Raw genomic sequence first — 24,202 nt, forward strand, 5'->3', positions numbered from 1 at the left:
CACCAATGCAGGGCAGGATCGCGCTCCCCTCGCCACTGCGATCCCCTGTGGGAGGGCGCTTGCTCCCGATGGCGGTGGGTCAGTTGCTCATCCGTTGACTGACACACCGCCATCGGGAGCAAGCGCCCTCCCACATTTGGATCTCAGCGCAGTCGAGGGCATGGAACTTGCTCACTCCCTTCGTCCACCCTGCGGAGCCTCACCACCGTGCAATCCCCACCCGGCACCCAGCGCATCGTCAAGATCCGCCGCGACTACAACTCCTGGGTCGCCGACGAGACCATGGAGGACTACGCCCTGCGCTACACCCCAAAATCCTTTCGCAAATGGTCGGAGCTGCGCATCGCCAACACGGCCCTGGGCGCGGTGTCGTTCCTGGCGCTGGAGGCGATTGGCGGCGTGTTGGCGCTGAGTTACGGCTTCACCAATACCTTTTGGGCGATCCTGGCCATCAGCCTGGTGATCTTCCTTACCGGTCTGCCCATCAGCTATTACGCCGCCCGCTATGGCGTGGACATGGACTTGCTGACCCGTGGCGCCGGTTTTGGCTATATCGGCTCGACCATCACTTCGCTGATCTACGCCAGCTTCACCTTCCTGTTCTTCGCCCTGGAAGCGGCGATCATGGCGTTGGCGCTGGAGTTGTATTTCCATATCCCGCTGGCCTTTGCCTATGTGATCTGCTCGCTGCTGGTGATTCCGCTGGTGGCCTACGGCGTCACGCTGATCAGTCGCCTGCAACTGTGGACCCAACCGCTGTGGCTGCTGTTGCTGGTGCTGCCCTACGCCTTCGTGTGGTGGAAAAACCCTGACGCCTTCAGCGACTGGACCAGCTTTGTCGGACGCAGCGGCGACGGCGGCGGCTTCAACCTGCTGGCGTTCTGCGCCGCCTGTACCGTGGCGCTGTCGCTGGTGACACAGATCGGCGAGCAAGTGGACTACCTGCGCTTTCTCCCGGAAAAGACCGCCGCCAACCGCAAGCGCTGGTGGGCCGCCCTGCTCTGCTCCGGCCCGGGCTGGATTATCCCCGGCGCGTTGAAGATGTTTGGCGGCGCGTTCCTGGCGTTCCTTGCCCTGCAACATGAAATCCCCATGGAGCGCGCCGCCGAGCCGACCCAGATGTACCTGGTCGCCTTCCGTTATGTGTTCAGCTCGCCGGAATGGGCCCTCGGCGCCATGGTGCTGTTTGTGTTCATCTCACAGATGAAAATCAACCTGACCAACGCCTATGCCGGTTCCCTGGCCTGGTCGAACTTCTTTGCCCGCGTCACCCACAGCCACCCCGGGCGCGTGGTGTGGCTGGTATTCAACGTGGCCATTGCGTTGATGCTGATGGAACTGGGCGTGTTCGATGTGATCGACCAGGTGCTGGGGCTGTACGCCAATATTGCGATTGCCTGGATTGGCACGTTGGTCGCCGACCTGGTGATCAACAAGCCCCTGGGCCTGTCGCCCAAACACATCGAGTTCAAACGCGCGCACCTCTACGACATCAATCCGGTGGGCGTCGGCTCGATGCTGATTGCGTCGTTGCTGTCGATCCTCGCCCACTTCGGCCTGTTTGGCGCCCTAGCCCAGGCCGCGCCGCCCTTTGTCGCACTCGGCACAGCGCTGGTGATGGCGCCGCTGTTGGCCTGGCTGACCCAGGGCAAGTACTACATCGCGCGCACCAGCGACGCACAACTGATTCACCCGGTGGCACCGGCCACCCATGCGGTCTGCGGGCTGTGCAGCAACCCGTTCGAGACGGCGGACATGGCGTTCTGCCCGGCCTACAGCACGCCCATTTGCTCGTTGTGTTGTTCGTTGGATGCGCGCTGCGGCGACCGCTGCAAACCCCATGCGCGACTGGTCAGCCAGTTCGAAGGCGTACTGCGCCGGTTGCTCCCCAACAGCCTGATGCCGCGCCTGCATACGCGGCTGGCCCATTACCTGGGGCTGTTACTGGTCCTGGTGCTGCTGCTCGCCGGCGCGCTGGCCTTGATCTACGTGCAAGCGGCCCAGGGTTTGCCGCATTCGCAAACCCTGTACCAAGCATTCTTCAAAGCCTTCCTTACCCTGTCGGTGCTGGCCGCCGTGCTCGCTTGGTGGGTGGTGCTGACGCGTGAAAGCCGCCGCGTGGCCCAGCAAGAATCCGACCGCCAGACCCTGCTGTTGATGCAGGAAATCGACGCCCACAGTCTCACCGACCAGGCCCTGCAACAGGCCAAGGAAGCCTCCGAAGCCGCCAACGCCGCCAAGAGCCGCTACGTCACTGGGCTGTCCCATGAACTGCGCACACCGCTGAACAGCATCCTCGGTTTCACCCAGATTCTGCAGCGCGACAGCGCCATGCCCGAGCAGCACCAGGACGCGCTGGCGACCATCCTGCGCAGCGGCTCGCACCTGCTGTCACTGATCGACGGCCTGCTCGACGTGGCCAAGATCGAGGCCGGCAAGTTGCGCCTGGAACTCACCGAAATCCCCTTCCCCGAACTGATCCACGACCTGGAGCAGATGTTCACGCCCCAGGCCCAGGACAAGGGCCTGCGCTTTCGCCTGGACTGTGTCGGCAAGATCCCCGCGGTGGTGCGCGGTGATGAAAAACGCGTGCGCCAGATCCTGATCAACCTGCTCGGCAATGCGGTGAACTTCACCGACAGCGGCGAGGTGTGCCTGCGGGTCAGCTACATGCGCGAGACCGCCAACTTTGAAATCATCGACACTGGCATCGGCATCGACCCCGGGCAGATCGAGCGAATCTTCCAGCCGTTCGAACGCGGTGACCTGATGCGCCAGGACAAGGGCGTCGGCCTGGGGCTGACCATCACGCGCATGCTCACCGCGCTGATGGGCGGCGAGTTGCGCGTCACCAGCGAGCTGGACAAGGGCACCTGCTTCCAGGTGCGCTTGTTCCTGTCCCAGGTGCGCGCACCGCAGGCGGTGGTGCATGTGGAACACGACATCATCGGCTACCAGGGCGCACGCCGACGCATTCTGGTGGTGGACGACCATGTGGACCACCGCAAGGTGCTCAGCGGCATGCTCACGCCGTTGGGCTTTGAGGTGATCCAGGCGAGTAATGGCCAGGATGCGATTCGCCAGGTCGCGCTGCTGGCGCCGGACCTGATCCTGATGGACCTGTCGATGCCGACCCTGGATGGCCTGGAAACCAGCCGGTTGATCCGGCGCAATGCGCTGTCCACCGCGCCGATCATCGTGATCTCGGCCAACGCCTTTACCGACGACCGCGAACGCAGCATCGCCGCCGCCTGCAACGACTACCTGGCCAAGCCGGTGCGTACCCCGGAACTGCTCGGGCGCCTGCAACAACACCTCGGCCTGCAATGGCTGCGGCGTACCAAAACCTTCGTCGCGCCACCACCGCTCAGCGTGCTGCCGAGCGCCGATGACCTCGCCGCGCTCGCCGAACTCAGCGCGATCGGCTATGTGCGGGGCCTGCACGAAAAACTCGACACGATCCTCGAACACCGCCCGGACGCCGCACCGTTCATCAGCAAAGTGCGCGGGTTGCTCAAGGGTTTCCGCCTGGATGAACTCAACCGAACCCTCAAGGAGGCCGAAGATGAATGTACTCACTCGTAGCACCGAACCCGGCGTGGTACTGATCGTCGACGATACCCCGGACAACCTGGCCATGCTCTCCGACGCCCTCGACGATGCCGGCTACATGGTGCTGGTGGCGCTCGACGGGCTCAGCGCGCTGAACCGCGTGCAACGCCGGCGCCCGGACCTGATCCTGCTGGACGCGATGATGCCGGGCCTGGACGGTTTCGAAACCTGCCGCCGGCTCAAGGCGCTACCGGCCAGCGCGGACATCCCGGTGGTGTTCATGACCGGGCTGACCGACAGCAAGCATGTGGTGCAGGGCTTCGAGGTGGGCGGCAGCGACTATGTGACCAAACCGATCCAGACCGATGAAGTCTTGGCGCGGGTGGCGGCACATTTGCGCACCTCGCGCATCCTGCTGTCAGCGCGGGCGGCGACGCAGCCGAGTGTGTTGACCCTGGAGGACGAACCGGCGCACAAGCTGTTGTCGGCGCGGTTTCAGTTGACCGAGCGTGAGGTCGAGGTGCTGCGCTGGGTCGCGTGCGGCAAGACCAATCGGGACATCGGCGATATCTTGGGGTTGAGCCCGCGGACGGTGAACAAGCACCTGGAACATGTGTACGTGAAGTTGGGGGTGGAGACGCGCACGGCGGCAACGTCGGTGGCATTGGCCGCAATGAGCCCAAGCCGGGCGCCCGTGCTGGCGACGCCTTAATGTGGGGGCTGGCCAGCGTCCCCATTGGATTGTCGTTGCGTATGCGCGTCAGCCGGTTTGGCATCATCCTCAATGAGTTTTTCCACCTGACCAAAACAACGGCACATCACCGTCACCAGCTCCGGATCAAAATGCACGCCCGACTGTTCAAGAATATAGGCCTGTGCCCGTTCAGGGCTCCAGGCACGCTTATAGGGCCGCTCCATACGTAACGCATCATAGACATCACACAGCGCAACAATCCGTGCCGAAAGCGGAATGTCCTTACCGGCAAGCCCTTGCGGATAGCCGCTGCCGTCCCATTTTTCATGGTGACCATAGGCAATGTCCGCAGCCATCTCGGTCAGCGCCGTGGAGTGAGCATCCTGCAGGATTGCATGCCCTATGCTCGGATGATCCATCATCTGCTGGCGTTCCTGCGCAGTTAATGGGCCTTCCTTATGCAAGATCCGATCAGGAATGCCGATTTTCCCCAAGTCATGCATCGGCGCCGCCAATCGAATAAGGTCACACCACGGCTGCGGCATACCGATTGCCTCGGCCATCACGGCTGAGGTTTCGCCAATACGTAATACATGGGCGCCCGTTTCATCATCGCGGTAGCAGGCAGCGCGACTCAATGCCCTGATCATTGCGCAATAACTGTCCTGCAGCTGAACGGTGCGCTCAAGCACTCTTTGCTCCAGCTCACCGTTCAGGTCTTGCAGTTGGCGGGTGGCATGGGACAAGCGCAGGGCGTTGCGTATGCGCAATAGCAGCTCGGGCAAATCCAACGGCTTGGTCAGATAATCGTTGGCCCCCAGTTCAAGGCCAAGACGGCGGTTTTGCGGCTCGCTCAATGCCGTCAAGATAATCACGGGAGACCTTGAGCGATCGCGCCCGCTGAGTTGGCGCAGAATCTCGAACCCATCGGGCGCGGGCATATCCAGATCCAATAGCAGCAAATCCCAGGGTTGCTCCTTGAGCCAAACCAGACCGCTGGCCGAATCGGTAAAACTTACAACTTGGTGCAAACCGAAGGCTTTCAAGCTTGACTCCAGCAAGCGCAGGTTCGCAGCAACATCATCGATAATCACGATTCGGACATCTGCGGGAATATCACTAAACATTCGGTCTCTCCACTTGCATCATCGCGCGTATGAGTTCGCGTAGTTCATTGGGCTCCAGCGGTTGTTTTAGCACTGCTTGAAATTCGCACCCCAGCGTCGCGAGCATGCGTGGCGATGTACTCAGCAGAATAAAGGGGATTTGGTCTCCACCGGGCAAACGTCGTAACCGAGACAACGCGTCGATCACGTCATTTCCGAGTAAGTCGCAGTCAATCAGCATAACGTCCGGCGCCGTGTCGCGCCGGACATGCTCCAGACATTCCGAAAGCGTTCCGTGGCTCAACTGCACCATGCCCTTCAACGTGTCTTCAAGACAGCGCAGCGTCTCGCCGTCCTGCCCCACGAAGCACAACGACAGCAAACGCTTGCGCACCTTGGGTGCCGCAGTGCCTTGGGGCAGATCGACCCAAAAGCGACTGCCGACGCCGGTTTCGCTGATGAGCCCCATGCTGCCGTGCATCAACGTGGCGAGCTCTCGGCACAACGCAAGGCCGATACCGGTGCCTTGGATCGCGGTGTTTTCCTGGCCCAAACGCTGGAAGGGCTCGAACAGCGCGCCCTGCAAGGCCGGGGAAATGCCGGCGCCGCCATCTTCGACAAACACCCTCACGCGTCCATTGCCATGGAGTTCAGCCCCCATGAACAAACGACCGTGAGGGCGGTTGTACTTGATGGCATTGGACAGCAGATTCAGCAGGATCTGGCGCAGACGCCTCGCATCGGCCAGAACACTCAGCGCCGGGATCGTCGACTGCAACTCAAGATCAAGACCCGCAGCCTTGGCCTGGGAACGGACCATTTCGGCACATTCGCGCATCAGTCCGTTGACCTCCAAGACACGCATCTGCAAGCGAGGCGCCTCCGCCTGCAGGCTCGACCAATCGAGCAAATCGTCGACCAGGTGGGCCAGGTGCTGGCTGGCGCCCAGGATCTCATCAAGGGATTTGGCCTCCTCCTGCCCATCGGCCACGTTCAGGCGCAATAGCTGGGCAAATCCATGAATCGAATTCAGCGGTGTGCGTAATTCGTGGCTCATGCTGGAGATAAAACGCGACTTCGCCTTGCTCGCCCCTTGCGCTTCAAGGGTGCGTCGGCGCAGATCCTCTTCAACCTGTTTAAGCGTATCGATATCGACGAACGTACCTGCGGACAAAGGCATGCGCGTGTCGGCGGACTCGATCAGGCGGCCACGACACAAAAACCAGATCGGCGAGCCATCGGGCCGCAATAAACGTAACTCCAGGTCGATCACCGACGCCGTGCCTGACCGCAACGCGCTAAGTGCCTGATCAAGGGCCTGCACATCCTCGGCGTCGACGTAATCGTAAAACCGGACACGTTCCAGTTGAGACGCCGGTACGCCGAAACGCTTGCAGAACGCTTCGCTCAACGACAGGCAGTCAGTATCCAGGCGGTATTCCCAGAGCCCGGCGGTGACGCTTTCAACGACCAGATTGAGGCGATTCTGAGCGGCGTTGCGCCGTGCTTCACTGGATGACAGTTGAGCGCCCATTGAAAGCACGTTGCCTGCCATCTCATCCAGCTCACAAATGGTCGATCGTGCGCGCTGCGGGAGCCACTGGCCGTTACCAATTTGCTGCAGCATCTCTCTGATATCGTGGATCGGCCGCCGCAGGCTATGGCTCAATTTACGCGCACGAATCCACATGTAACTGAAGAACGCGAGGTAAAACATCACCAGGCCGGCAATCATCAAATAGCCGATGTTGCGGTAATGAAGTGCCAGGCTGTTCGTGGCCGCCATGACGTCCTCTTCATCAGCGACCGCCAGCAATCGCCAACCCGCGGGTTGTACTTCGGCCCACGCGACAAAGTGTGTGCGCCCGTTGAGTACGACTTCGGCGTTGCCACGGCTATGCAGGGCGACAGCGGCGAGCAACTCCCGGGGGGTCACTGCGTCGGTTAAATCTTGACCCGTAGGGTTGACCGCACCTTCATTCGCGGCATTCGATCGCGAACGACCCCAGTCGCCTTTATCAAAATCATGTTCGGCTTCGGGCGGTAACACCATGATCTTCATATCCGCGCCGACGAGCATCAAGTACCCGCCCCACGGCACCTTAAGCGTGGAAATTTCTTTGAGCAGGTCGCCCACGGTGATATCCAGCCCGACCACGCCTTCGAGAAAGTTGCGCTCATAAACCGGCGCGATCGCAGACATCATCAAGCCATGACCCGCCGGATCGAGGTACACATCAGTCCAGCGAACCCCGCGCTGCGGGTTATGTTCGGCATCGGCCAGATAATAAAAGTTATAACTGGGTATCTGCATATCATGCGGATATTGTTCATCCGCACGAATCCACGGATAAATCCGGTTGTAACTATCCCATGCATTGAAATAAATACTGGCCACCATCGACTCATGATCGTTTATCGCACGCATCAATGGGTCGAGACTGGATAACTTCTGCACTTTACTCAGGTTTTGTTGCGCGACAGGTGTGACCGCCGAATAGAAAGACGCCGCTCCTCCCAGGTCTTGTCCACTGAACAGAGCCCCATCAACCGAGGTACTTAATGTTTCACTCAAGGGTGTTGAAGCGGCACGAAGTGCGTTAGCCGTCATATCCGCAAATATCTGAGTAACATCGGCGATATGGGTTAATTGATCCTGAATGATTCTAGCGTGCTGGTCGGCAGTTGCGCCGAGGCTTTCAATTGCACTGTGTTCCAAGTAATCAATTTGGGATTCACGGATCGCCTGATTGGTCAGCAAGTAACAAGCAATCAGAATCGTCTCCACCAAGACCAACGGGATTAATGCACTGTGCATAAATGCCCGCCAAATCCACTGACGCAAGCCTATTTGAGAAGAGCCTTCATTCACTACGAGCACTCCTGCAAATGGCATCAGCCTGTTATTTGAATGGTGGCAATACGATGTTAAAAAACGATAGCTCATCCGGTGAAGCGTTTCCATGCTTTTTATGTGGGAAATTTTTAAGATGACGTTTGCCGTAGCGCAAACCCTTGTTGTAGAGCGCTGAAAGACTGCCCGACGGGCATATCCGACTAAAGTTTGTGGAAAATAACTTGCCAAAATATGCGAGCCGGCAGGCTCACCTGGGTTTTGGTCAGGCCTGGAAGCGGTGCCAGGCCTTGCTTTCCGCACGTTCCGCTTCAATGGACGCTGAGCGCCAGCAGGTTGGTCGGCGGGGCGTCATCGCCTGGCATACGCTTGCCCGTGCCTACATAATGCCTGCACGATTACTCGCCGCCCGCCCCCTCGATCGATATATGATCGAGCCCAATGAATCAGATCCCCACGACTTATGGCCGTTGACCTCCAAGCGCTCTACCCCAAACTGATCCATCTGATGCTGGATACGGTGTTTGTGGTTGATAGAAACGACCAGATTGTTTTTGTGAGCGATGCCTGTGAGGCACTGCTGGGTTACCGTCCTGACGAGCTGAACGGCACCCCTATCAGTAACTATATGCATCCTGAAGACCTGACTGCCACACGGGCTTCGATTACCCGCGTCATGAATGGTCATTCTCACGTCGACTTCCGCAACCGTTACATCCGTAAGGATGGAGGAGTCGTATACATCCTGTGGGCTGCATTCTGGTCGGAAGAAGTTGGGGCAAGGATTGGAGTCGCGCGCAACGTGACGGCTTTAGCTCAAGCCGAGGAGGAATTACGTTTCCTCGCCCATCATGATCCGCTGACAAAATTAACCAACCGGTCGATTTTCAGTGACCGACTGAAATCTGCCCTGCACGTGGCGCACCGTCAAAATAGTCAGTTGGCTTTGCTATTTCTGGATATCAATGACTTCAAGAGTATCAATGATATTCATGGCCACGCAGTAGGGGATCGTATTCTCTGCATGATTGCCCGACGTTTAGAAAGCTGCACGCGTGAGACGGACACCGTGGCCCGAATGGGCGGCGATGAATTTACGGTGCTGTTGACAGATATCCAGTCGCGAGACGCCGTTGCCAAGAAGTTAGAACAGATTCACACCGTCATGGCCGAGCCACTACCGCCTGAATTCGGCACACTCAAGATGCCGTCGTGCAGTATCGGCGCGGCCTATTATCCCAAGGACGGAAAGGACGCCGACACACTACTCACCTACTCGGATGATGAAATGTACCGGATGAAAAAGCAGCGTATTTTGGACAATAAAAAGCCCGGCGCATAAGTGAAACTTAAGAAGTGTATCGGTCCGGCCAAGTCATAAATCGTTGAGGGCCGTTAAGTTGTTGGATCAATCCGAGGCTGATGAGCGTTCTTGCTTCGGCTTGCTCTTGCTGAGAACGAACCACACCGCTAAACAAATAAGCCCACCGCCGTACAAATGTGCGGCCGAAAGACGTTCATCCAGGAACATCACACCCCACAGCACGCCGAAGGGAGGGATAAGGAAGGTCACGGTCAGCGAACGCACCGGCCCGATATCCGCGATCAAGCGGAAATACAGAATGTACGCACACGCGGTGCAGATGAAACCCAGCGCAACCAGTGCTATCCACACCTGCGGGTTACCCCAGGTCGCCGGTGGGTTTATTGCGGTTGAGATGCCAAAGAACGGCACGAGAAACAGCGTCGCGCCAATCTGACTGCCAAAAGCTACGAGTTTCGCGTCCAGCCCACCCTTGCCGGCGACCCATCGTTTAGTCAGAAATCCTGCTGCACCGTAGCAACTGGTGGCGACTAAACACGCCAGCGCGCCCATGACCACGCTCATTGAAAGCGTGACGGGGCCGGTGCTGGTCAGCAACGTAATGCCCATAAGCCCGATCAACACGCCGGCACCTTTTTTCAGTGTCAACGAATCGTTGAAACACATCCAACCGATCAAGACGCCCATCATCGGTGTGGTCGCATTGAAAATTGCTGAATAGCCGGCAGGTAACAGCAGTGCCGCCACGCTATACATCAAAAATGGGATGCCCGAATTGATAACACCCAACACCATGATCTGCTGCAACTTGCCGTTGAAGTCGACTTTGATTTTTAAAATGGCAAGAATAACGGCCAAGCCAATGGTGCCCAACAACACGCGGAAAAATGCAGTCGGCAATGCGCCCAGAACAGGAGCCGAGATGCGCATGAAGAGAAAACTCGCGCCCCAGATCGCCGCCAGAACAAATAGTCGAACATAATCGGATAATTTCAATGGTGGACGCCTCTAAGTTTGGAGTCTCACCGTAAAGCTGTTCGACATGTGCCCGCACTCCGATTCTTGCTGCCGAAAACGGATGTGCGTTTGGGCATCACGCCTTGCGTGATCAGACCGGTTGCCACTTATGCGGCAGCAACTGATCGATTTCACTCGCACGCTGCGTCGGCAGCCGTGTGAGAACGTCCTTCAAATAAGCATACGGATCATGACCATTGAGGCGTGCAGCGGGTCTTGGTATCTGGGCCGCACCGCTATCCTGGCGGTTAACCAGGCCGCTGCTCATCATTGGCTATCGGCTTTTTTGCCGCTGGCGCCCATATCTGGCATGGCTGCCCCATCCTGATGGCAGCCGCCGCTGCCGTGATGACAGCTGTACAACGTCGCAAACCAACCCTGCTCCAGGCAAGCGACGATCGAACGGCTGACGCCCTCGGCGTTCAGCTACTCGATGACGCAGGTGGACAGAGCAGGCTGAAGCCCAGGCGCGACCGGAGTGGAATGCGCGGTGGAGTCGGTCGATTGAGCGGTAGAACGCACTGACGGCTCGCGCCCAGGCGTTAGCGTGGGCGCGAATCTCGTCGCGTTTCTCTCGCACCTCTCGATGGCGCTAAGTGTCGAGTAGAACCCAACCTGTTCGACCGAGGCATTCGCGAAAACATCAAGCTAGAGGAACGATGGGCAGCGCACGCTTGTGCGCTGTCGTGTTGTACGCCCCTTCCACAATCGCCCTCACCCGCTCACTCACCCGCTCGCCCATCAGGTACGCGTCGATCTCTGCATAAGAACAGCCATAGGCATGTTCATCCAATTTGCCCGGCGCCAGCTCTTCAAGGTCGGCGGTGGGGTGTTTGTGTACCAGGTTCGTTGGTGCGCCAAGGGCGGTGGCCAGCAGGCGCACCTGGGTCTTGGTCAGGCCCGACAGCGGGGCCAGGTCGCAGGCGCCGTCACCGAACTTGGTGAAAAACCCCATCAATGCTTCGGCGCCATGATCGGTGCCGACCACCAGGCCATTGTGCAGGTTGGCCACGGCGTATTGCGCAATCATGCGGGTGCGCGCCTTGACGTTGCCTTTGATGAAGTCGACCTGTGCGGCGCTGGCTTCGGTGGCGGTCAGGCTGACCATCAGGCCGTCGACGCTGGCGGCGATGTTGAGGGTGTCGATGTGGTCCGGGCTGATGAAGTCCAGGGAAGCCTGGGCGTCGCTTTCGTCGGCTTGTTTTTTGTAGGGCAGGCGCATCGCGATAAAGCGCGCGGCGTAGTCTTCGCTGCGCAGTTGCTCTACCGCCAGTTGGCAGAGGCGCCCGGCCGTCAGCGAATCGACGCCGCCGCTGATGCCCAGCACCAGGGCCTTGCAACCGGAATGGCGCAGGGTGGTTTTGATGAAATCGATACGCCGCTGGATCTCCCGGGGCTCTCCCCCCTTGACCAACGCGCGGTTGATATTCAGTTCCAGGGCAATACGGTCCTGGGTTTGCATGTCACACCTCCACGCTGCCGACATTGAACACGTGTGCTGCGTACTGCAAAAACGAGGGGTCTTCGCAGACATTCTTGATCGGGTCATCCGAGAATTTCACCACCGGCTCACCGTGCACCCGCACCAGTTTCATCACGATGCTCAGCGGCTCGACGCCTTCCACATCGCAGGCCAGGCTGGTGCCCATGCCGAAGCCGAACTTGGCCTTGCCGCGCACGTGGCGCAGGATCGGCAGGCATTTCTCGAAGTTCAGGCCGTCAGAGAACATCAGGTCCTTGGTCATCGGGTCGATGCCCAGTTGCTTGTAGCGCGCCAGGACTTTGTCGGCCCAGACGATGGGGTCGCCGGAGTCCTGGCGCAGGCCGTCGTAGAGCTTGGCGAAGTACAGATCGAAGTCCTTCAGGAAGAAGTCAGTGCTGATGCAGTCGGTCAGCGCGATGCCCAGGCGGCCGCGGTATTCACGCACCCAGTGTTCCAGGGCGGCGTTCTGGCTTTCGCGCAGGCGGCCCAATTGCTGGTGCACCATCAACCATTGGTGGGCCATGGTGCCGATCAGCGGCAGGTCGAATTCGTAGGCCAGGTGCGCGTTGCTGGTGCCGACGAACTGGCCGGGGAAGTCGCGGCGCATGATGTCGACCACTTCGCGCTGGGCCTTGAACGACAGGCGCCGGCGTGTGGAAAAGTCGGAGACGCGCAGGTCGGCCAGTTCCTCGCGGCTGAGGTTTTTCTTCAGCCAGTCGAATTTCTGGTAGAGCTTGCGAGTGACGTCTTCCAGGGTCACGTCGGGATACTTGTCACGGTTGCGCAACTCGCTGACCAGCGCCAATACCGGCTGTTCGAACATGATGCAGTGCAGCATCGGGCCGACGACGCGGATGTTCAGTTGGCCGTCGACTTCGCTGACGTGGATATAGCGCAGGTTGAAGCGGAACAGGCCGAGGAAGCGCTCGTAATCCGGCGTGAGGTATTCGCGAAAACGTGGGTTGAACAGAAAGCGCAGCTCACCTTCGCGCATCTGCAGGCCGGCGAGTTTTTCCAGTTCTTCGCGCAGTTGTGGGATCAAGTGGCCCAGTTTTTCCTTGGACCGGACGATGAAGTTGTACTCGACGTCGACATTCGGATACTGGTGCAACACGGCCTGCATCATGGTGAAGGTGTAGTAGTCGGTATCGAGCAGACCCTGGATCACCGGGGCTTCGTAGTCGTAGGCACTTTCCATGGTGTGTCTCCTTAACGCGTGGCCATCGCGGCCAGTTCTTCGCGGGTGCGGCTGATGCCGGCACCGGCCTTGAGCAACTCATTGACGGCCTGTACGCCGCCCTCCTGCGTAATTCCCCGGCACGCCGGCAGGTGCAGGACCACTTCCAGGCCGGCCTTGAGCAGTTGCAACGCGGTGGTCTTGACGCAGTAGTCGAGGGCCAGGCCGCCGACGATCACGCGGCTTACGCCCTGGGCTTTGAGGTACTCGATCACGCCCGTGGACAGCTTGTCGTGCAGGTCGTGATAGCAGGCGCCGTAGGGGTGCAGGTCGGGTTCGACGCCTTTCCAGATGAAGTAATCGTAGTCATACGGGGTGGGCAGTTCGTCGAGCAGAGTGAAGCCCTCGGTGCCCGGCACGCAGTGGCTGACCCAGGTGACATCGGCGTGGGCCAGGCCGGTGGGTTGCAGCATCTCGCTGTGTTGCTTGACCACCCACGGCGCATGCGGAGTGTGCGCATCCTTGCTGCCGACACGGTAGCCCGCGAGGCTGGCCATGTAGTTGAGTTCGGCACCGATGAGGTCCCCTTCGGCCACTGGCAATTCGTTGGGGCACAGCGGCGTAAAGCTCTTCTGGGCGTCGACGTCGAATGAAGCGATGGCATGTTTCGAGAGGGTCATGGCGGGTCTCCTGTGGCCTGAAAACAAAAGTACACGTCATGTACTTTCATTGCAAGAAAGATTTATTTATCGAGGCTTTAGTCAGTACATGACATATTTGTTCGATCCGTTAGACTGTGCGCCACCGCTGTTTAGAAGGACTGCACATGCCACTTAGCGCCTACCTCCACACCGTCGACCTGTGCGTGCTGTTCTACTGCCGCGCGGCAGGAGAACTGAAGCTGCTGCTGAACAAGCGCGACGCCGAACCCTTCGCCGGGCATTGGGCACTGCCGGGTGTGGTGGTGAATGGCGACGTGCAGGACCTGAGCCTCACGGATGCCGTGGAGCGCCTGCGCGCGAGTGACAAAGTCGGCCTCGACCTGGTGTGGAGCGAGCAAGTGGGTACGGTGGGCGACGCGTTCCGCGACCCGCGTTGCTGGTCGTCGTCCACGTTCTACCTGGCGATCATCGCGGATGAGGTGACGCTGAGCGAGCATCAAGCCTGGTTTTCGCTGGATGCGGTAGCCGACGGCCGCATCAAGTTGCCGTTCGATCACAACACCATCGTGGCCGCCGTGCAGGAGCGGTTACTGTCCAAGTCGCTGTACAGCAGCTTGCCGCTGATGTTCCTGGGCGAGGAATTCAGCGCACCGCAAGCGACGGCGATCTTCTCGCTGGTGCTCGCGCGGCCGGTGTTGAAGAGCAGTATTCGCCAGCGCTTGCTGAAGCTGACCGAGGTGGGGTATTTGCGGGAAACGGGGCGCAAGAAACCAGGCGAAGGCGGCAGGCCCCAGGCGACGATGGAGAACTTGAAGCCGGGGAAGATTTATTTCTTCGATCGCAGTTTTGCCGACTAGCCCGGTATTCAAGAACAACCACGATCCAATGTGGGCCGGGGCTTGCTCGCTCCCCGGTGTATGGCCTAACTCATCCAGTTACCGCCATCGACGTTGTAAGTCTGGGCGACGACATAGTCGGCGTCCTTCGACGCGAGGAAGATCGCCATACCGGTGAGGTCTTCAGCCGTGCCCATGCGCCCGAACGGCACCTCGTCGCCTACCCGCTTCTTTTTTTCGCCCGGCGCCAGGCCTTCATGCTTGGCGAACAGCGCGTCCACCCCGTCCCAATGCTCGCCGTCGACCACGCCCGGGGAGATGGCGTTGACGTTGATACCCTGCTTGATCAGGTTCAGCCCCGCCGATTGCGTGAGGCTGATCACCGCCGCCTTGCTCGCGCAGTACACCGCGACCAGCGGCTCGCCACGCCGCCCGGCCTGGCTGGCCATGTTGATGATCTTGCCGCCGTGGCCCTGGCGGATCATCTGCCGGGCTGCGGCCTGCAGGGTGAACAGCGCGCCGGCGACGTTGATCGAGAACAGCCGCTCGAAGCGCTCGCGGGTGATCTCGACAATCGGCGCCAGGTCGAACAGCGCGGCGTTGTTGATCAGGATATCCAGCCGGCCCGCATGGGCCACCACGGCGGCAATCGCGGCGTCGATGGAGGCCTGGTCGGTGACGTCCATCGCCACCGCATAGGCCTGCGGGCCCAGTTCGGCCGCCGTGGCCTGGGCCCGTTGCAGGTCGATATCGGCGATGGCAACCGTGGCGCCTTCACCGATATAGGCCTGGGCAAAGGCGCGGCCGATGCCACGCGCCGATCCGGTGATCAGCGCGCTCTTACCTTCCAGTCGTTTCATGGGGTGCGTGTCCCTTGGGCATTTATTTGGGATAACCGGCGCGGTTCATCTCGCGCTCGATGGTGGACTGAGCCTGGAACCGGTTGTTGTTATGGGTGAGGGCCGATTACAGCAGCTTGGCCAGGCCCTCACAAACCCATGGCGAATGCTCGGCTGATACTTTTTTGACCCTAGGCCCGAGCGCAAAAAAGTATCAGTACCGGGCAAAACCTTGGGTAGCGCCACTGTCGCCAACCCGCGTATTTTGAGGGAATTCCCCAAATACAAGAGGCATCACCATGCCCGTCAGTCGCGCCGAGCTGTTCGAGCACCGCCCCGCCGAACTCGAAGTGATCCTGCCCGAACCGGAGCACGGCTTTCGCTGGTTAGAACATGACTATCCCTACGCGTTGGCGCGCTGGAATCACCACCCCGAATTCGAGATCCACCTGATTCGCCAAGGCAGCGGCAAGTTGGTGGCGGGCGACTACATCGGCGCATTCAGTGCCGGGCATGTCGTGCTGATCGGCCCGGACCTGCCCCACGACTGGATCGGCGACCTGGCCCCCGGTGAGTACCTGACCGGCCGCGATGTGGTGCTGCAATTCGACGGCGCCGCCCTCCTCGCCCTGCGCAAGACCCTGCCGGAACTCGGCGATTTGCAGGCGTTGTTCGAACAGGCCCGGCGCGGCCTGGCGTTCAGCGGCGAGACTGCTGTGCAGGCGGCCCAACTGATGGAAGACATCGGCCGCGCCCACGGCCTGCAACGCCTGATCCTGTTCCTGCAACTGCTCGACACCCTCAACAACGCCCCGCCGCGGCAGGTCCAGGCCCTGGCCAGCGCGTGCTATGCGCCGACCCTGGACGCACGCAGCGCCGAGCGTATCAACAAGGCGTTCGACTACCTGATGCGTGAACTGACCGGGGATTTGCGCCTGTCGGTGATCGCCCGGCAACTGGAAATGAGCGAGCCGGGCTTCTCACGCTTCTTCAAGCGCAACACCGGCCATGGCTTTATCGACCTGATGCGCAAGTTCCGCATACAGCGCGCGTGCCGGCTGTTGCTGCAAAGCGAGCTGTCAGTGGCGGCTATCTGCTTTGAAGTGGGCTACGCCAACCTGTCCAATTTCAACCGGCACTTTCGCATCGAGATGCACCAGACGCCCAGCGAGTATCGGCGCGAAACGCGCCATGCACCTGTTCAACCGCAGCGAAAAATGACACCGCGTCAATGCTGACCAAAAGGTCGATTAATTCCAGTTTTTTCAAAGCGATTCAAGCCATTGAGTAAAGTTGGTACAGCCTGTGCAAACGTTTGCGGAACGAACTTGACCGCCAAGTTCACCCCAACCCGAAGAATCGGGTCTAAACCGCGAATGAATAGGGATTTTCAATGCACTCCACCTCAAGGCGTTCCGCTTCCTTTGGTGTCTCCCTGCTACTGAGCGCCGTTACGGGAGTACTCAGCCCGTCCATTCTGGCGCAGGAACAACCCGTCGATGACTCAGCACAGGGCGAAACCCTGAGCCCTGAAGCCAGCCCGACGAAAAAAGGCGCGTACCTGTCGGACTGGTTCAACCAGGACCTGACATTGATCGGCAGCAAAGACATCAGCTTCGGCCCCAAGCCGGCCGATGACGTTTACCTGGAATACGAGTACTTCGGCCGCAAGGGCCCGTTCGAACTGTATGGCTACATCGACGTGCCGAAGATCCTCGGCATCGGTAACAGTAATGACAAAGGTGCGTGGGATCATGGCTCGCCGCTGTTCATGGAGCACGAACCGCGGATCTCCATCGACTACCTGGCCGGGCGCAGCCTGGCGATCGGCCCGTTCAAGGAATGGTATGTGGCCTTTGACTGGATCTACGACCACGGCAGCAACACCGCCAACCGCGCCAACACCTTGTACAGCGGCCTCGGCACCGACATCGATACGCACTCGCGGGTCAACCTGTCCGCGAACTTCTATGGGCGTTACCAGTGGGAAAACTATGGCGCCAGCAATGAATACTCGTGGGACGGTTACCGTGCGCAGATGAAGTACATCGTGCCCATCGACACGTTCGACAACGGCGCCTCGCTGACCTACATCGGCTTCACCAACTACGATTTCGGCTCGGACCTGCACAAGGACAACCCGGCACGCACCGCCAACGCGCTGGTAGCAACCAATGTGCTGCTGTATTCGTTCACCCACCTGCGCTTCACCCTGGTCGGTCGTTACTTTCATAACGGCGGTAACTGGGAAGATGGCAGCGAGTTGAATTTCGGCGACGGCAACTTCCGCGCCCGCTCCAACGGCTGGGGTTATTACGCCGGCGTGGGCTACCAATTCTGATCAAGGAGTCTTAGATGAAAGCGTTTAACCGTCTCTCGCTGGCCGTCGGCCTGGCCCTGCTGCCCCTCGTGGTGCTGGCGCAAGCGCCTGCGCCGATCAAACCGAAAGTGATGCTGATCACCATGTTCGCCCCCGAGGCGCAAACCTGGATCGATCGCCTGGCGCTCAAGCAGGAAGTCCGCGTGCCGGGCTTGTCCGCCGAATACCCGGTGATTCGTTGCAATACCGAAGAGGTGTGCCTGCTGGTGACCGGCATGGGCCAGACCAACGCCGCCGCGTCCACCCTGGCCCTGGCGTTATCGCCCAAGTTCGACCTGCGCCAGAGCTACTTTCTGATCGCCGGGATCGCCGGCATCAGCCCCAAACACGGCACCATCGGCACGGCGGCCTGGGCTCATTACCTGGTGGAGTTCGGCACCCAATGGGAGCTGGATTCACGGGATGCGCCCAAGGATTGGCCGACCGGCTACATCGGTATCAACACCAAGGGTCCCAACGAAAAACCGCCGCTGGACTACAAGACCGAAGTGTTCGAACTGAACCCGAAACTGCAGGCCAAGGCGTTTGCCCTGTCGCAGAAGGTGGAGCTGACGGAAAGCCAGGAATCCGCCGCCTGGCGTAAGCATTACCCTGCCGCACCGGCCAATCAGCCGCCGCAAGTCACCCGATGCGACACACTGGCGGGCAACACCTGGTTCTCCGGCACGCGCCTGAGCGAGCGCGCCGAAGTCTGGACGCGCTTGCTCACGGACAACAAAGGCGAATACTGCACCACCCAGCAGGAAGACAACTCCACTTATGAAGCCCTGCTGCGCGCCAGTCGCGAGGGGCTGGTGGACATCCAGCGCCTGGCGGTGGTACGCGCCGGGTCGGATTTCGACCGGCCTTATCCGGGCTACAGCGAGGTCGATAACCTGCTGAAATATGCCGACCAGGGCGGGTTCGTCCCGGCACTGGAGAACCTGTACCGCACGGGTAACCCGTTGGTCCAGGCGATCCTGAAGAACTGGTCGGCGTGGGAAAAAGGCGTGCCCGAAGCCTAATAAAAACCCCGATGTGGGAGCGGCTTTGCTCCCACATTTTTAACCGCGTCAGGGCAGGAAGACGATCTTATCGGCACTGCCCGCATTCACTTCTTCGTAGCATTTCACCCCATCAGCCAACGCTACTTCGCGCAGGCCGGTCGGCAGCGGCAGCAGCCCTTCATCAAAGAAGCGCCCGAACTGCTCCAGCATCACCGCACACTGTTCGCAGGTGTAGAGCAACGAATTGATCCCCACCACCGAACCGCCCTTGCGGTACAGGGCCAGGGCCGGCAGTTGCACATGGCCGTCGACTGGCGCTGCGATGATTGCGATGCGCCCGAACGGTGCCAGCCCGGCCACGGCAGCGGGTAACCAGAAACCGGTGGTGTCGAAGATCACATCCGCGCCGCCCTTGAAGAGGGCATTGACCTGCGCGCCCAAGTCCTCCGGCTGGCTCAGGGCAATCGCCTCGAAACCCTGCGCCAGCAACACCCCGACCTGCTCAGGGCGCCGCACCGCCGCGAGGACCTGTGCCCCGCGAATTTTCGCCAAGGCCAACGCCGCACTGCCGACAGCACCGTTCGCACCGATGACCAGCACCCGCGTACCCTCGCCGACACCGCTGCGCTCCAGGGCGTCCCAGGCGGTGGTGTACGGCACGCCGAGGCTGGCGGCCTGGGCAAAACTCAAGTGCGTGGGTTTGTGGGCCACGCCCTTGGCGGACACGCTGAGGTACCGGGCGTGAGAACCGTCGGCGAAGAAACCAAGGTCACGCCCAGTGCCCCAGACCGCCTGTCCCAGCCACTCCTGCGGGCCTTCGACCACCACGCCGGCAAAGTCGCGACCGGGAATGCGCGGCAGCGTGGTGTAGGGAAAGCGCCCGAGCACATTCTTCGCGTCGCTGGGGTTAAGACCGGCGGCCTTGATCTGTACCAGCACTTCACCGGCGGCAGGTACCGGGGTGGCAACGTCGACGAAACTCAGGGTGGAGAGGTCGCCGGTGGCGGTAAATTGCAGCGCTTTCATGAGCGGCATCCATCAAAAGGGAAAGGAAACTCAGGACAACCAACCACTGACCAACTGGCGCCCCATGGGCCACAGTTTTTCGCCGAGCAACATGCCCATCAGGCCGACCAGCGCGATGGCCGGCGGCGCGGGCGAGCGGAAGTCCAGCGCACCGTAGATCACGCCGACGAAGAGGCCAATGGCAAGGGAGATCAGGTAATTCATGGGGAGCAGCGCCTGGTGGTTGGATGGCGCTTAGTCTAGGAAGCCGCCGCCCACCTCGTCGGCCAAGTGCTTCAGGATTTCGGCCAAACCCTCAACCGCCGTACTGCGACGGTGCCACGCCGAGTTCCCGACGGAACATGTCGCTGAAACTGCTGGGCGAGTAACCCAGAGATCGCGCAATAGCGCTGACTGACTGGCCTTGGATCAACTCGGCCACCGCCGTGGCCAGTTGCACCTGGCGGCGCCATTGCGCGAAGCCCATCCCCAGGTGGTTCTGGAACAACCGCGCCAAAGTACGCACGCTGGCACCGGCGGCCTCGGCATGATGTTCGAAGGGAATCGCCAGGGACGGCGCAGCCATCACCGCCTGGCAGGCGCTGATCAGGCGGCGGTCGGCCTCCAGCGGCATGGCGATGCGGATTGAGGCGCGGCGTGCGCGCTGCAGTTCCAGCAAGGCCAGGCCGACCACTGCGTCGTAATAGACGGCATCACCACTGTCGCCCTGCTCCACCAGCGTGACGATCAACTCGCGCAGCAGCCCGCCGACTTCAATCACCTGCACCTGGCTGTCCAGCGTCGCCGCCAATGCCGGGCGCAGGTAGATATTGCGCATCTGCAAATCCGAAACCACACGTATCCCATGTTCCACACCCGGCGGCAGCCAGACGGCACGTTGGGGCGGCACCACCAGCGCTTCGCGTGGCGTCTCGACCCACATCACGCCGCTCATGGCGTAGAGCAACTGGCCCCAATCATGGCGATGGGGTTCCACATACAAACCACGCGGGTAGGTACGCGCCAGCGGCTGCACGGGAACGGCGTGATCACTGAGGTCGGGGGGCGCGGCCAGGACCATGGGTACACATCCGGCAAAGGTGAGCGGTCATGGTAATGACCACCGCCCGACAAACCGAGTGAATTTTTACCGCGTTCAGCCTTCAGCCGACTTGGCGCATTCGCAGCCTGTCGCCGCCGCACACGGCTCACCATGCGCATGGTGTTCGGCGCAGCCCTGGCAGCAATAGCCCTTACCGTCTTTCATCACCGCATCCACTCCCAGCACACATTTGCAGTGTGGGCAGGCACAGGTTGTATCTGGCATGGTCAGACTCCTTCTTCATGGTCGTCCCGGTGTGGCGAACGCCGACACCTTTAGCAGTGACTGCGGGCCGACGCAGGGGTTCCAACCATCAGTCGGTGCGGGTATTGCTGCGGTACATGAACACCAGCGCCAGTGCCAGGCAGGCCATCGCCACGATCCGGCTGGCCGACAGCTCGATGGCCGGGTTGCCCAGCCAGCCGAAGTTATCGATCAGCATGCCCATGCCCAATTGCCCGACGATCACCGCCACGGTGGCGACTGCCGCACCGACCACCGGCACCGCGCCGACCATCACCATCATGTACACCACCCCGAACAGGGCGCCGGTCAGTTGCCACTTCGGCACGTCCAGCAGGCTCACGGCCTGGGCCGGTTCGAAGAAGAAAATCAACAGCGCGGTCGTCAGCGCGCCCACCGCAAAGGTCAGCAAGCTGCTGCGCAACACGCCCACCGTCTGGCCTAAACGGCCATTGATCGCCGCCTGCACACTCAACACCGCGCCCGCGGCGATCACCAGTACCAACAACAAAGTCAGATTCATCGCCTTAGCCTCGTGCAATCAAAACAAGCGCCGCCACAATCAACGCCAACGCAATCCAGCGCTCGCCGTTGACCCGCTTGCGCGCGGTGCCGAACCAGCCGAAATGGTCGATCAGCACGCTCTTGCCAACCTGCCCCGAGAGAATCGCGATCATCGTCATCGCGATGCCGATATGCGGCGTGGCCAGGGTCAGCACCACCACGTACATCGGCCCCAGGAACCCGCCGATCAACTGCCAGCGCGGCAGATCGGTCAACGCCGGGCCCTTTTGCGGGCCGCTGAACAACAACAGCAGATACAAAATCGCCGAGCCGACGCCAAAAATGCTCAAGGTCGCCCACAAATGGCCCACCTGCACGCCCAGCGGGCCGAGCAAACCGGCCTCCACCGACAAGCCCATGCCGGCGAAGATCACCAGGGGCAACAACAGCAACCGCAGAAGGTTTTTTTTCGGCCGGGCCTGCGCCGCACCCTCGATAGAACTGGCTTGCATACATCACCTGCGTGTCAAAAAAGGAAACCTGGCGCGCATTATCCAGTGGCCGCGCTGTGCGATAAATGGGAGCATGCCTACAACACCTTTGCGTAATACGCACAGCCTGGAGGCATGATGCAGGGCTTGAATGAATTGAGTTTCAAGGCACTCCGCCTGTTCGTCGCGGTGCTGGACCATGGCAGTTTTTCCGAAGTCGCGCGCCGTGAGGGCCTGGCGCCCTCTTCCATTTCCCGGCAGATCCAACTGATGGAACAGGCGCTCGGGCAACAGTTGCTCTATCGCCACACCCGCGCGGTCAGCCCCACCGAAGCCGGGCGCCTGCTCGGGCGGCATGCACGCTTGATGCTGGAACAACTGGAAGCCGCCGGCCAGGCCCTGCAGGAACAGGAAAGCGAACCCAGCGGCCTGGTGCGGATCAACGCACCGATGGTGTTCGGTCAACGCCACCTTGCACCGTGGCTGGGGGAATTGTGCCGGCGCTATCCGAAGCTGCAGTTGGATATCCAGCAGACCGACACCTACGTCGACCCACTGCAGGACGGCACCGATCTGCTGTTTCGCATCGGCGTACTCAACGACTCGGGCATGCAGGCACGCATCTTCGCTCCCCAGCGCTTTCGCATCGCCGCCAGCCCGGCGTACCTGGCAGAACATGGCAGCCCCAGCCACCCCGACGAACTGGTCAACCACCAGTGCCTGGCCTACAAAGGCATCACCGGCCAGCAGCGCTGGTTCTTTCGCCGCGACCAGGGCGACTGGACGCCCTACAGCGTCAAAGGCCCCATCACCGGCAACCACGCCGACACCCTGACCCACGCCGCCGAACAGGGCCTGGGGCTGGTGGTGTTTCCCTCGTGGCTGATCGGTGAAAGCCTGCGCGCCGGCACCTTGCAGGCGGTGCTGACGGAATACGACGTGGCAACCACCCTGGAGCCGCAGCAGATTGCAGCGTTGTGGCCCGGGAGCCGGCGGTTGTCGTTGAAGGTGCGCACGGTGATTGATTATTTTGTGGAGTGTTTTGGGGCGGTGCCGTACTGGGACCGATGAGCGAGCGAGATCCACCACAACCACGCTCATAAGGAAAACGCCTCGCGGCTAAATGTAGGTCCGTTCCGTTTTTTCGGGCCACTATTCCTAAGCCCCCCACGCTGCGACAGACTTTGGCGAATTCCTTGTTCGGAGAAATGCCATGGATGTCATGTACCGCTACCCGTCGCACTCAAAACGGTTGGCGTCAACCAGCGGTCAGGCCGTCTTTGATAGCGCCAGCAGTTTTGGCTATATTTGGCCAAAATATGCGGAGAACCACATGATGACCGTCCCGCTGGGTGAAGCAAAAAACACGTTGTCAAAACTGGTTGATGAGGCCGCGGCTGGCAACATCATCACCATCTCCAAGCATGGACGGGCGATGGCACAGCTTGTCCCTGTCGGAAAATCCAAAGGCCGGCGGATTGGTGCCATGAAAGGCAAGCTGGTGATCCCGGATGACTTTGACGCGCCTTTGTCTGACGACCTCCTCGATGCGTTCCAGGGCACTCATTCATGAGAGTGCTGCTGGATACCCACATCCTGCTGTGGGCGTTGAATGATGACCCCAAGCTATCCAGCAAAGCCCGAAAGCTGATTGAACATGCGGCAGAGATCTACATCAGTGCCGCCACATTCTGGGAACTGGCGATCAAGGTAGGCTTGGGGAAACTCACTGTCGATCTGGATGACATCCGTGAGTACTGCCTGCAAAGCGGTTTCGTCGAACTCCCCATCACGTCAGAACACGCCATTGCCGTAAAGGATCTTGAGCCTCATCACAAAGACCCTTTCGATCGGCTCATCGTTGCAACCGCCATGAGCGAACCAATGAAGCTATTGACGGCCGATCCGCAGATTGCCCAATACACATCGCTGGTGATCCTGGTGTAG

Annotated in this window: 22 protein-coding genes and 3 pseudogenes; 11 read left to right on the forward strand and 14 right to left on the reverse strand. The window is 60.3% G+C overall.

The window, feature by feature from the left end; genetic code table 11:
* Window positions 1–207: 207 nt before the first annotated feature.
* Both U5A08_RS16835 and U5A08_RS16840 read left to right on the forward strand, forming a co-directional pair.
* A complete protein-coding gene (locus tag U5A08_RS16835) occupies window positions 208–3,585 on the forward strand; it encodes an ATP-binding protein (protein ID WP_321847550.1) in 3,378 nt (1,125 codons plus the stop codon).
* Complete coding sequence (locus tag U5A08_RS16840) at window positions 3,566–4,264, forward strand: response regulator (RefSeq protein WP_321847553.1); 699 nt, start codon at window positions 3,566–3,568, stop codon at window positions 4,262–4,264. Before U5A08_RS16835 ends, U5A08_RS16840 begins: the two co-directional genes overlap by 20 nt.
* Here U5A08_RS16840 and U5A08_RS16845 read toward each other — a convergent pair.
* Complete coding sequence (locus U5A08_RS16845) at window positions 4,261–5,373, reverse strand: HD domain-containing phosphohydrolase (protein ID WP_321847554.1); 1,113 nt, start codon at window positions 5,371–5,373, stop codon at window positions 4,261–4,263. The genes U5A08_RS16840 and U5A08_RS16845 overlap by 4 nt on opposite strands.
* A complete protein-coding gene (locus tag U5A08_RS16850) occupies window positions 5,366–8,224 on the reverse strand; it encodes an ATP-binding protein (RefSeq protein ID WP_321847555.1) in 2,859 nt (952 codons plus the stop codon). The genes U5A08_RS16845 and U5A08_RS16850 overlap by 8 nt, the downstream gene beginning before the upstream one ends.
* 445 nt (window positions 8,225–8,669) lie before the next feature.
* Between U5A08_RS16850 and U5A08_RS16855 the strand changes: the two genes are divergently transcribed.
* Window positions 8,670–9,548 carry a diguanylate cyclase domain-containing protein gene (locus U5A08_RS16855; RefSeq protein WP_321847556.1) on the forward strand — a complete coding sequence of 293 codons (879 nt, stop codon included), beginning with the start codon at window positions 8,670–8,672 and terminating at the stop codon, window positions 9,546–9,548.
* 66 nt (window positions 9,549–9,614) lie between these two features.
* On the opposite strand, the gene U5A08_RS16860 is transcribed toward U5A08_RS16855, so the two are convergent.
* Both U5A08_RS16860 and U5A08_RS16865 read right to left on the reverse strand, forming a co-directional pair.
* Window positions 9,615–10,526, reverse strand: coding sequence for a DMT family transporter (locus U5A08_RS16860; RefSeq protein ID WP_321847558.1), 912 nt, complete (start codon window positions 10,524–10,526; stop codon window positions 9,615–9,617).
* Window positions 10,527–10,638: 112 nt separating this feature from the next.
* A pseudogene (locus U5A08_RS16865) lies at window positions 10,639–10,758 on the reverse strand (transposase domain-containing protein); the annotation flags it as partial.
* Here U5A08_RS16865 and U5A08_RS16870 point away from each other — a divergent pair.
* Window positions 10,751–10,957 (forward strand): annotated as a pseudogene (locus U5A08_RS16870) (DUF393 domain-containing protein); the annotation flags it as partial. The pseudogenes U5A08_RS16865 and U5A08_RS16870 overlap by 8 nt on opposite strands.
* Before the next feature lie 233 nt (window positions 10,958–11,190).
* Here the strand turns inward: U5A08_RS16870 and nadE are convergent.
* Genes nadE through U5A08_RS16885 form a run of 3 tightly spaced genes read right to left on the reverse strand, consistent with a single transcriptional unit; the run spans window position 11,191 to window position 13,887 of the window.
* On the reverse strand, window positions 11,191–12,009 hold the full coding sequence (gene nadE, locus U5A08_RS16875; protein ID WP_321847559.1) for an NAD(+) synthase: 819 nt from the start codon (window positions 12,007–12,009) through the stop codon (window positions 11,191–11,193).
* A 1-nt stretch (window position 12,010) separates the two neighbouring features.
* Window positions 12,011–13,228: a nicotinate phosphoribosyltransferase gene (gene pncB / locus U5A08_RS16880; protein ID WP_253396537.1), complete on the reverse strand. Its 1,218-nt coding sequence runs from the start codon at window positions 13,226–13,228 to the stop codon at window positions 12,011–12,013.
* An 11-nt stretch (window positions 13,229–13,239) separates the two neighbouring features.
* Complete coding sequence (locus U5A08_RS16885) at window positions 13,240–13,887, reverse strand: nicotinamidase (protein WP_046488398.1); 648 nt, start codon at window positions 13,885–13,887, stop codon at window positions 13,240–13,242.
* 146 nt (window positions 13,888–14,033) lie between these two features.
* Between U5A08_RS16885 and U5A08_RS16890 the strand changes: the two genes are divergently transcribed.
* On the forward strand, window positions 14,034–14,726 hold the full coding sequence (locus U5A08_RS16890) for an NUDIX hydrolase (RefSeq protein ID WP_321847560.1): 693 nt from the start codon (window positions 14,034–14,036) through the stop codon (window positions 14,724–14,726).
* A 65-nt stretch (window positions 14,727–14,791) separates the two neighbouring features.
* Here the strand turns inward: U5A08_RS16890 and U5A08_RS16895 are convergent, their stop codons facing one another.
* Complete coding sequence (locus tag U5A08_RS16895; protein WP_321847561.1) at window positions 14,792–15,565, reverse strand: L-iditol 2-dehydrogenase; 774 nt, start codon at window positions 15,563–15,565, stop codon at window positions 14,792–14,794.
* A 278-nt stretch (window positions 15,566–15,843) separates the two neighbouring features.
* Here U5A08_RS16895 and U5A08_RS16900 point away from each other — a divergent pair.
* The 3 genes and pseudogenes from U5A08_RS16900 to U5A08_RS16910 all read left to right on the forward strand — a co-directional run bounded on the left by U5A08_RS16900 (window position 15,844) and on the right by U5A08_RS16910 (window position 18,928).
* Window positions 15,844–16,765 (forward strand): annotated as a pseudogene (locus U5A08_RS16900) (AraC family transcriptional regulator).
* Between the two features lie 172 nt (window positions 16,766–16,937).
* On the forward strand, window positions 16,938–17,885 hold the full coding sequence (locus tag U5A08_RS16905; RefSeq protein ID WP_247408040.1) for a nucleoside-specific channel-forming protein Tsx: 948 nt from the start codon (window positions 16,938–16,940) through the stop codon (window positions 17,883–17,885).
* A 14-nt stretch (window positions 17,886–17,899) separates the two neighbouring features.
* A complete protein-coding gene (locus tag U5A08_RS16910; RefSeq protein ID WP_247408038.1) occupies window positions 17,900–18,928 on the forward strand; it encodes a purine-nucleoside phosphorylase in 1,029 nt (342 codons plus the stop codon).
* Window positions 18,929–18,976: 48 nt separating this feature from the next.
* On the opposite strand, the gene U5A08_RS16915 is transcribed toward U5A08_RS16910, so the two are convergent.
* The 6 genes from U5A08_RS16915 to U5A08_RS16940 form a co-directional block, all read right to left on the reverse strand.
* Window positions 18,977–19,936 carry a quinone oxidoreductase family protein gene (locus U5A08_RS16915; RefSeq protein WP_321847565.1) on the reverse strand — a complete coding sequence of 320 codons (960 nt, stop codon included), beginning with the start codon at window positions 19,934–19,936 and terminating at the stop codon, window positions 18,977–18,979.
* A gap of 30 nt (window positions 19,937–19,966) precedes the next feature.
* Window positions 19,967–20,140, reverse strand: coding sequence for a DUF1427 family protein (locus U5A08_RS16920; protein WP_010564275.1), 174 nt, complete (start codon window positions 20,138–20,140; stop codon window positions 19,967–19,969).
* A 91-nt stretch (window positions 20,141–20,231) separates the two neighbouring features.
* Complete coding sequence (locus U5A08_RS16925) at window positions 20,232–20,996, reverse strand: AraC family transcriptional regulator (protein ID WP_321847568.1); 765 nt, start codon at window positions 20,994–20,996, stop codon at window positions 20,232–20,234.
* A gap of 75 nt (window positions 20,997–21,071) precedes the next feature.
* Window positions 21,072–21,242, reverse strand: coding sequence for a metallothionein (locus U5A08_RS16930; protein WP_247401727.1), 171 nt, complete (start codon window positions 21,240–21,242; stop codon window positions 21,072–21,074).
* An 88-nt stretch (window positions 21,243–21,330) separates the two neighbouring features.
* Window positions 21,331–21,783 (reverse strand): DMT family transporter, encoded by a 453-nt coding sequence (locus U5A08_RS16935; RefSeq protein ID WP_253396553.1) that lies wholly within the window; start codon window positions 21,781–21,783, stop codon window positions 21,331–21,333.
* A 4-nt stretch (window positions 21,784–21,787) separates the two neighbouring features.
* Window positions 21,788–22,276: a DMT family transporter gene (locus tag U5A08_RS16940; protein WP_321847571.1), complete on the reverse strand. Its 489-nt coding sequence runs from the start codon at window positions 22,274–22,276 to the stop codon at window positions 21,788–21,790.
* 117 nt (window positions 22,277–22,393) lie between these two features.
* Here U5A08_RS16940 and U5A08_RS16945 point away from each other — a divergent pair, with 117 nt between their 5' ends.
* From U5A08_RS16945 to U5A08_RS16955, 3 genes are all read left to right on the forward strand, one after another.
* The gene (locus U5A08_RS16945) at window positions 22,394–23,326 is read left to right on the forward strand and encodes a LysR family transcriptional regulator (RefSeq protein ID WP_253396555.1); all 933 of its coding nucleotides are present in this window, start codon (window positions 22,394–22,396) and stop codon (window positions 23,324–23,326) included.
* Between the two features lie 142 nt (window positions 23,327–23,468).
* Window positions 23,469–23,828 (forward strand): type II toxin-antitoxin system Phd/YefM family antitoxin, encoded by a 360-nt coding sequence (locus U5A08_RS16950; protein WP_253396556.1) that lies wholly within the window; start codon window positions 23,469–23,471, stop codon window positions 23,826–23,828.
* Window positions 23,825–24,202 carry a type II toxin-antitoxin system VapC family toxin gene (locus U5A08_RS16955; protein WP_253396557.1) on the forward strand — a complete coding sequence of 126 codons (378 nt, stop codon included), beginning with the start codon at window positions 23,825–23,827 and terminating at the stop codon, window positions 24,200–24,202. The genes U5A08_RS16950 and U5A08_RS16955 overlap by 4 nt, the downstream gene beginning before the upstream one ends.

This window comes from Pseudomonas paraveronii (assembly GCF_963681955.1).
Lineage (GTDB): Bacteria > Pseudomonadota > Gammaproteobacteria > Pseudomonadales > Pseudomonadaceae > Aquipseudomonas > Aquipseudomonas paraveronii.

What these genes read in the sequence shown, in the direction of transcription:
- U5A08_RS16905 (WP_247408040.1), top strand. Translation starts at nt 16,938, where the DNA reads ATGCACTCCACCTCAAGGCGTTCCGCTTCCTTTGGTGTCTCCCTGCTA.
- U5A08_RS16950 (WP_253396556.1), top strand. Translation starts at nt 23,469, where the DNA reads ATGGATGTCATGTACCGCTACCCGTCGCACTCAAAACGGTTGGCGTCA.
- U5A08_RS16935 (WP_253396553.1), bottom strand. Translation starts at nt 21,783, where the DNA reads ATGAATCTGACTTTGTTGTTGGTACTGGTGATCGCCGCGGGCGCGGTG.
- U5A08_RS16885 (WP_046488398.1), bottom strand. Translation starts at nt 13,887, where the DNA reads ATGACCCTCTCGAAACATGCCATCGCTTCATTCGACGTCGACGCCCAG.
- U5A08_RS16955 (WP_253396557.1), top strand. Translation starts at nt 23,825, where the DNA reads ATGAGAGTGCTGCTGGATACCCACATCCTGCTGTGGGCGTTGAATGAT.
- U5A08_RS16920 (WP_010564275.1), bottom strand. Translation starts at nt 20,140, where the DNA reads ATGAATTACCTGATCTCCCTTGCCATTGGCCTCTTCGTCGGCGTGATC.
- U5A08_RS16890 (WP_321847560.1), top strand. Translation starts at nt 14,034, where the DNA reads ATGCCACTTAGCGCCTACCTCCACACCGTCGACCTGTGCGTGCTGTTC.
- U5A08_RS16910 (WP_247408038.1), top strand. Translation starts at nt 17,900, where the DNA reads ATGAAAGCGTTTAACCGTCTCTCGCTGGCCGTCGGCCTGGCCCTGCTG.
- U5A08_RS16930 (WP_247401727.1), bottom strand. Translation starts at nt 21,242, where the DNA reads ATGCCAGATACAACCTGTGCCTGCCCACACTGCAAATGTGTGCTGGGA.
- U5A08_RS16925 (WP_321847568.1), bottom strand. Translation starts at nt 20,996, where the DNA reads ATGGTCCTGGCCGCGCCCCCCGACCTCAGTGATCACGCCGTTCCCGTG.
- nadE (WP_321847559.1), bottom strand. Translation starts at nt 12,009, where the DNA reads ATGCAAACCCAGGACCGTATTGCCCTGGAACTGAATATCAACCGCGCG.
- U5A08_RS16940 (WP_321847571.1), bottom strand. Translation starts at nt 22,276, where the DNA reads ATGCAAGCCAGTTCTATCGAGGGTGCGGCGCAGGCCCGGCCGAAAAAA.
- U5A08_RS16945 (WP_253396555.1), top strand. Translation starts at nt 22,394, where the DNA reads ATGCAGGGCTTGAATGAATTGAGTTTCAAGGCACTCCGCCTGTTCGTC.
- U5A08_RS16895 (WP_321847561.1), bottom strand. Translation starts at nt 15,565, where the DNA reads ATGAAACGACTGGAAGGTAAGAGCGCGCTGATCACCGGATCGGCGCGT.
- pncB (WP_253396537.1), bottom strand. Translation starts at nt 13,228, where the DNA reads ATGGAAAGTGCCTACGACTACGAAGCCCCGGTGATCCAGGGTCTGCTC.
- U5A08_RS16855 (WP_321847556.1), top strand. Translation starts at nt 8,670, where the DNA reads ATGGCCGTTGACCTCCAAGCGCTCTACCCCAAACTGATCCATCTGATG.
- U5A08_RS16915 (WP_321847565.1), bottom strand. Translation starts at nt 19,936, where the DNA reads ATGAAAGCGCTGCAATTTACCGCCACCGGCGACCTCTCCACCCTGAGT.
- U5A08_RS16840 (WP_321847553.1), top strand. Translation starts at nt 3,566, where the DNA reads ATGAATGTACTCACTCGTAGCACCGAACCCGGCGTGGTACTGATCGTC.
- U5A08_RS16845 (WP_321847554.1), bottom strand. Translation starts at nt 5,373, where the DNA reads ATGTTTAGTGATATTCCCGCAGATGTCCGAATCGTGATTATCGATGAT.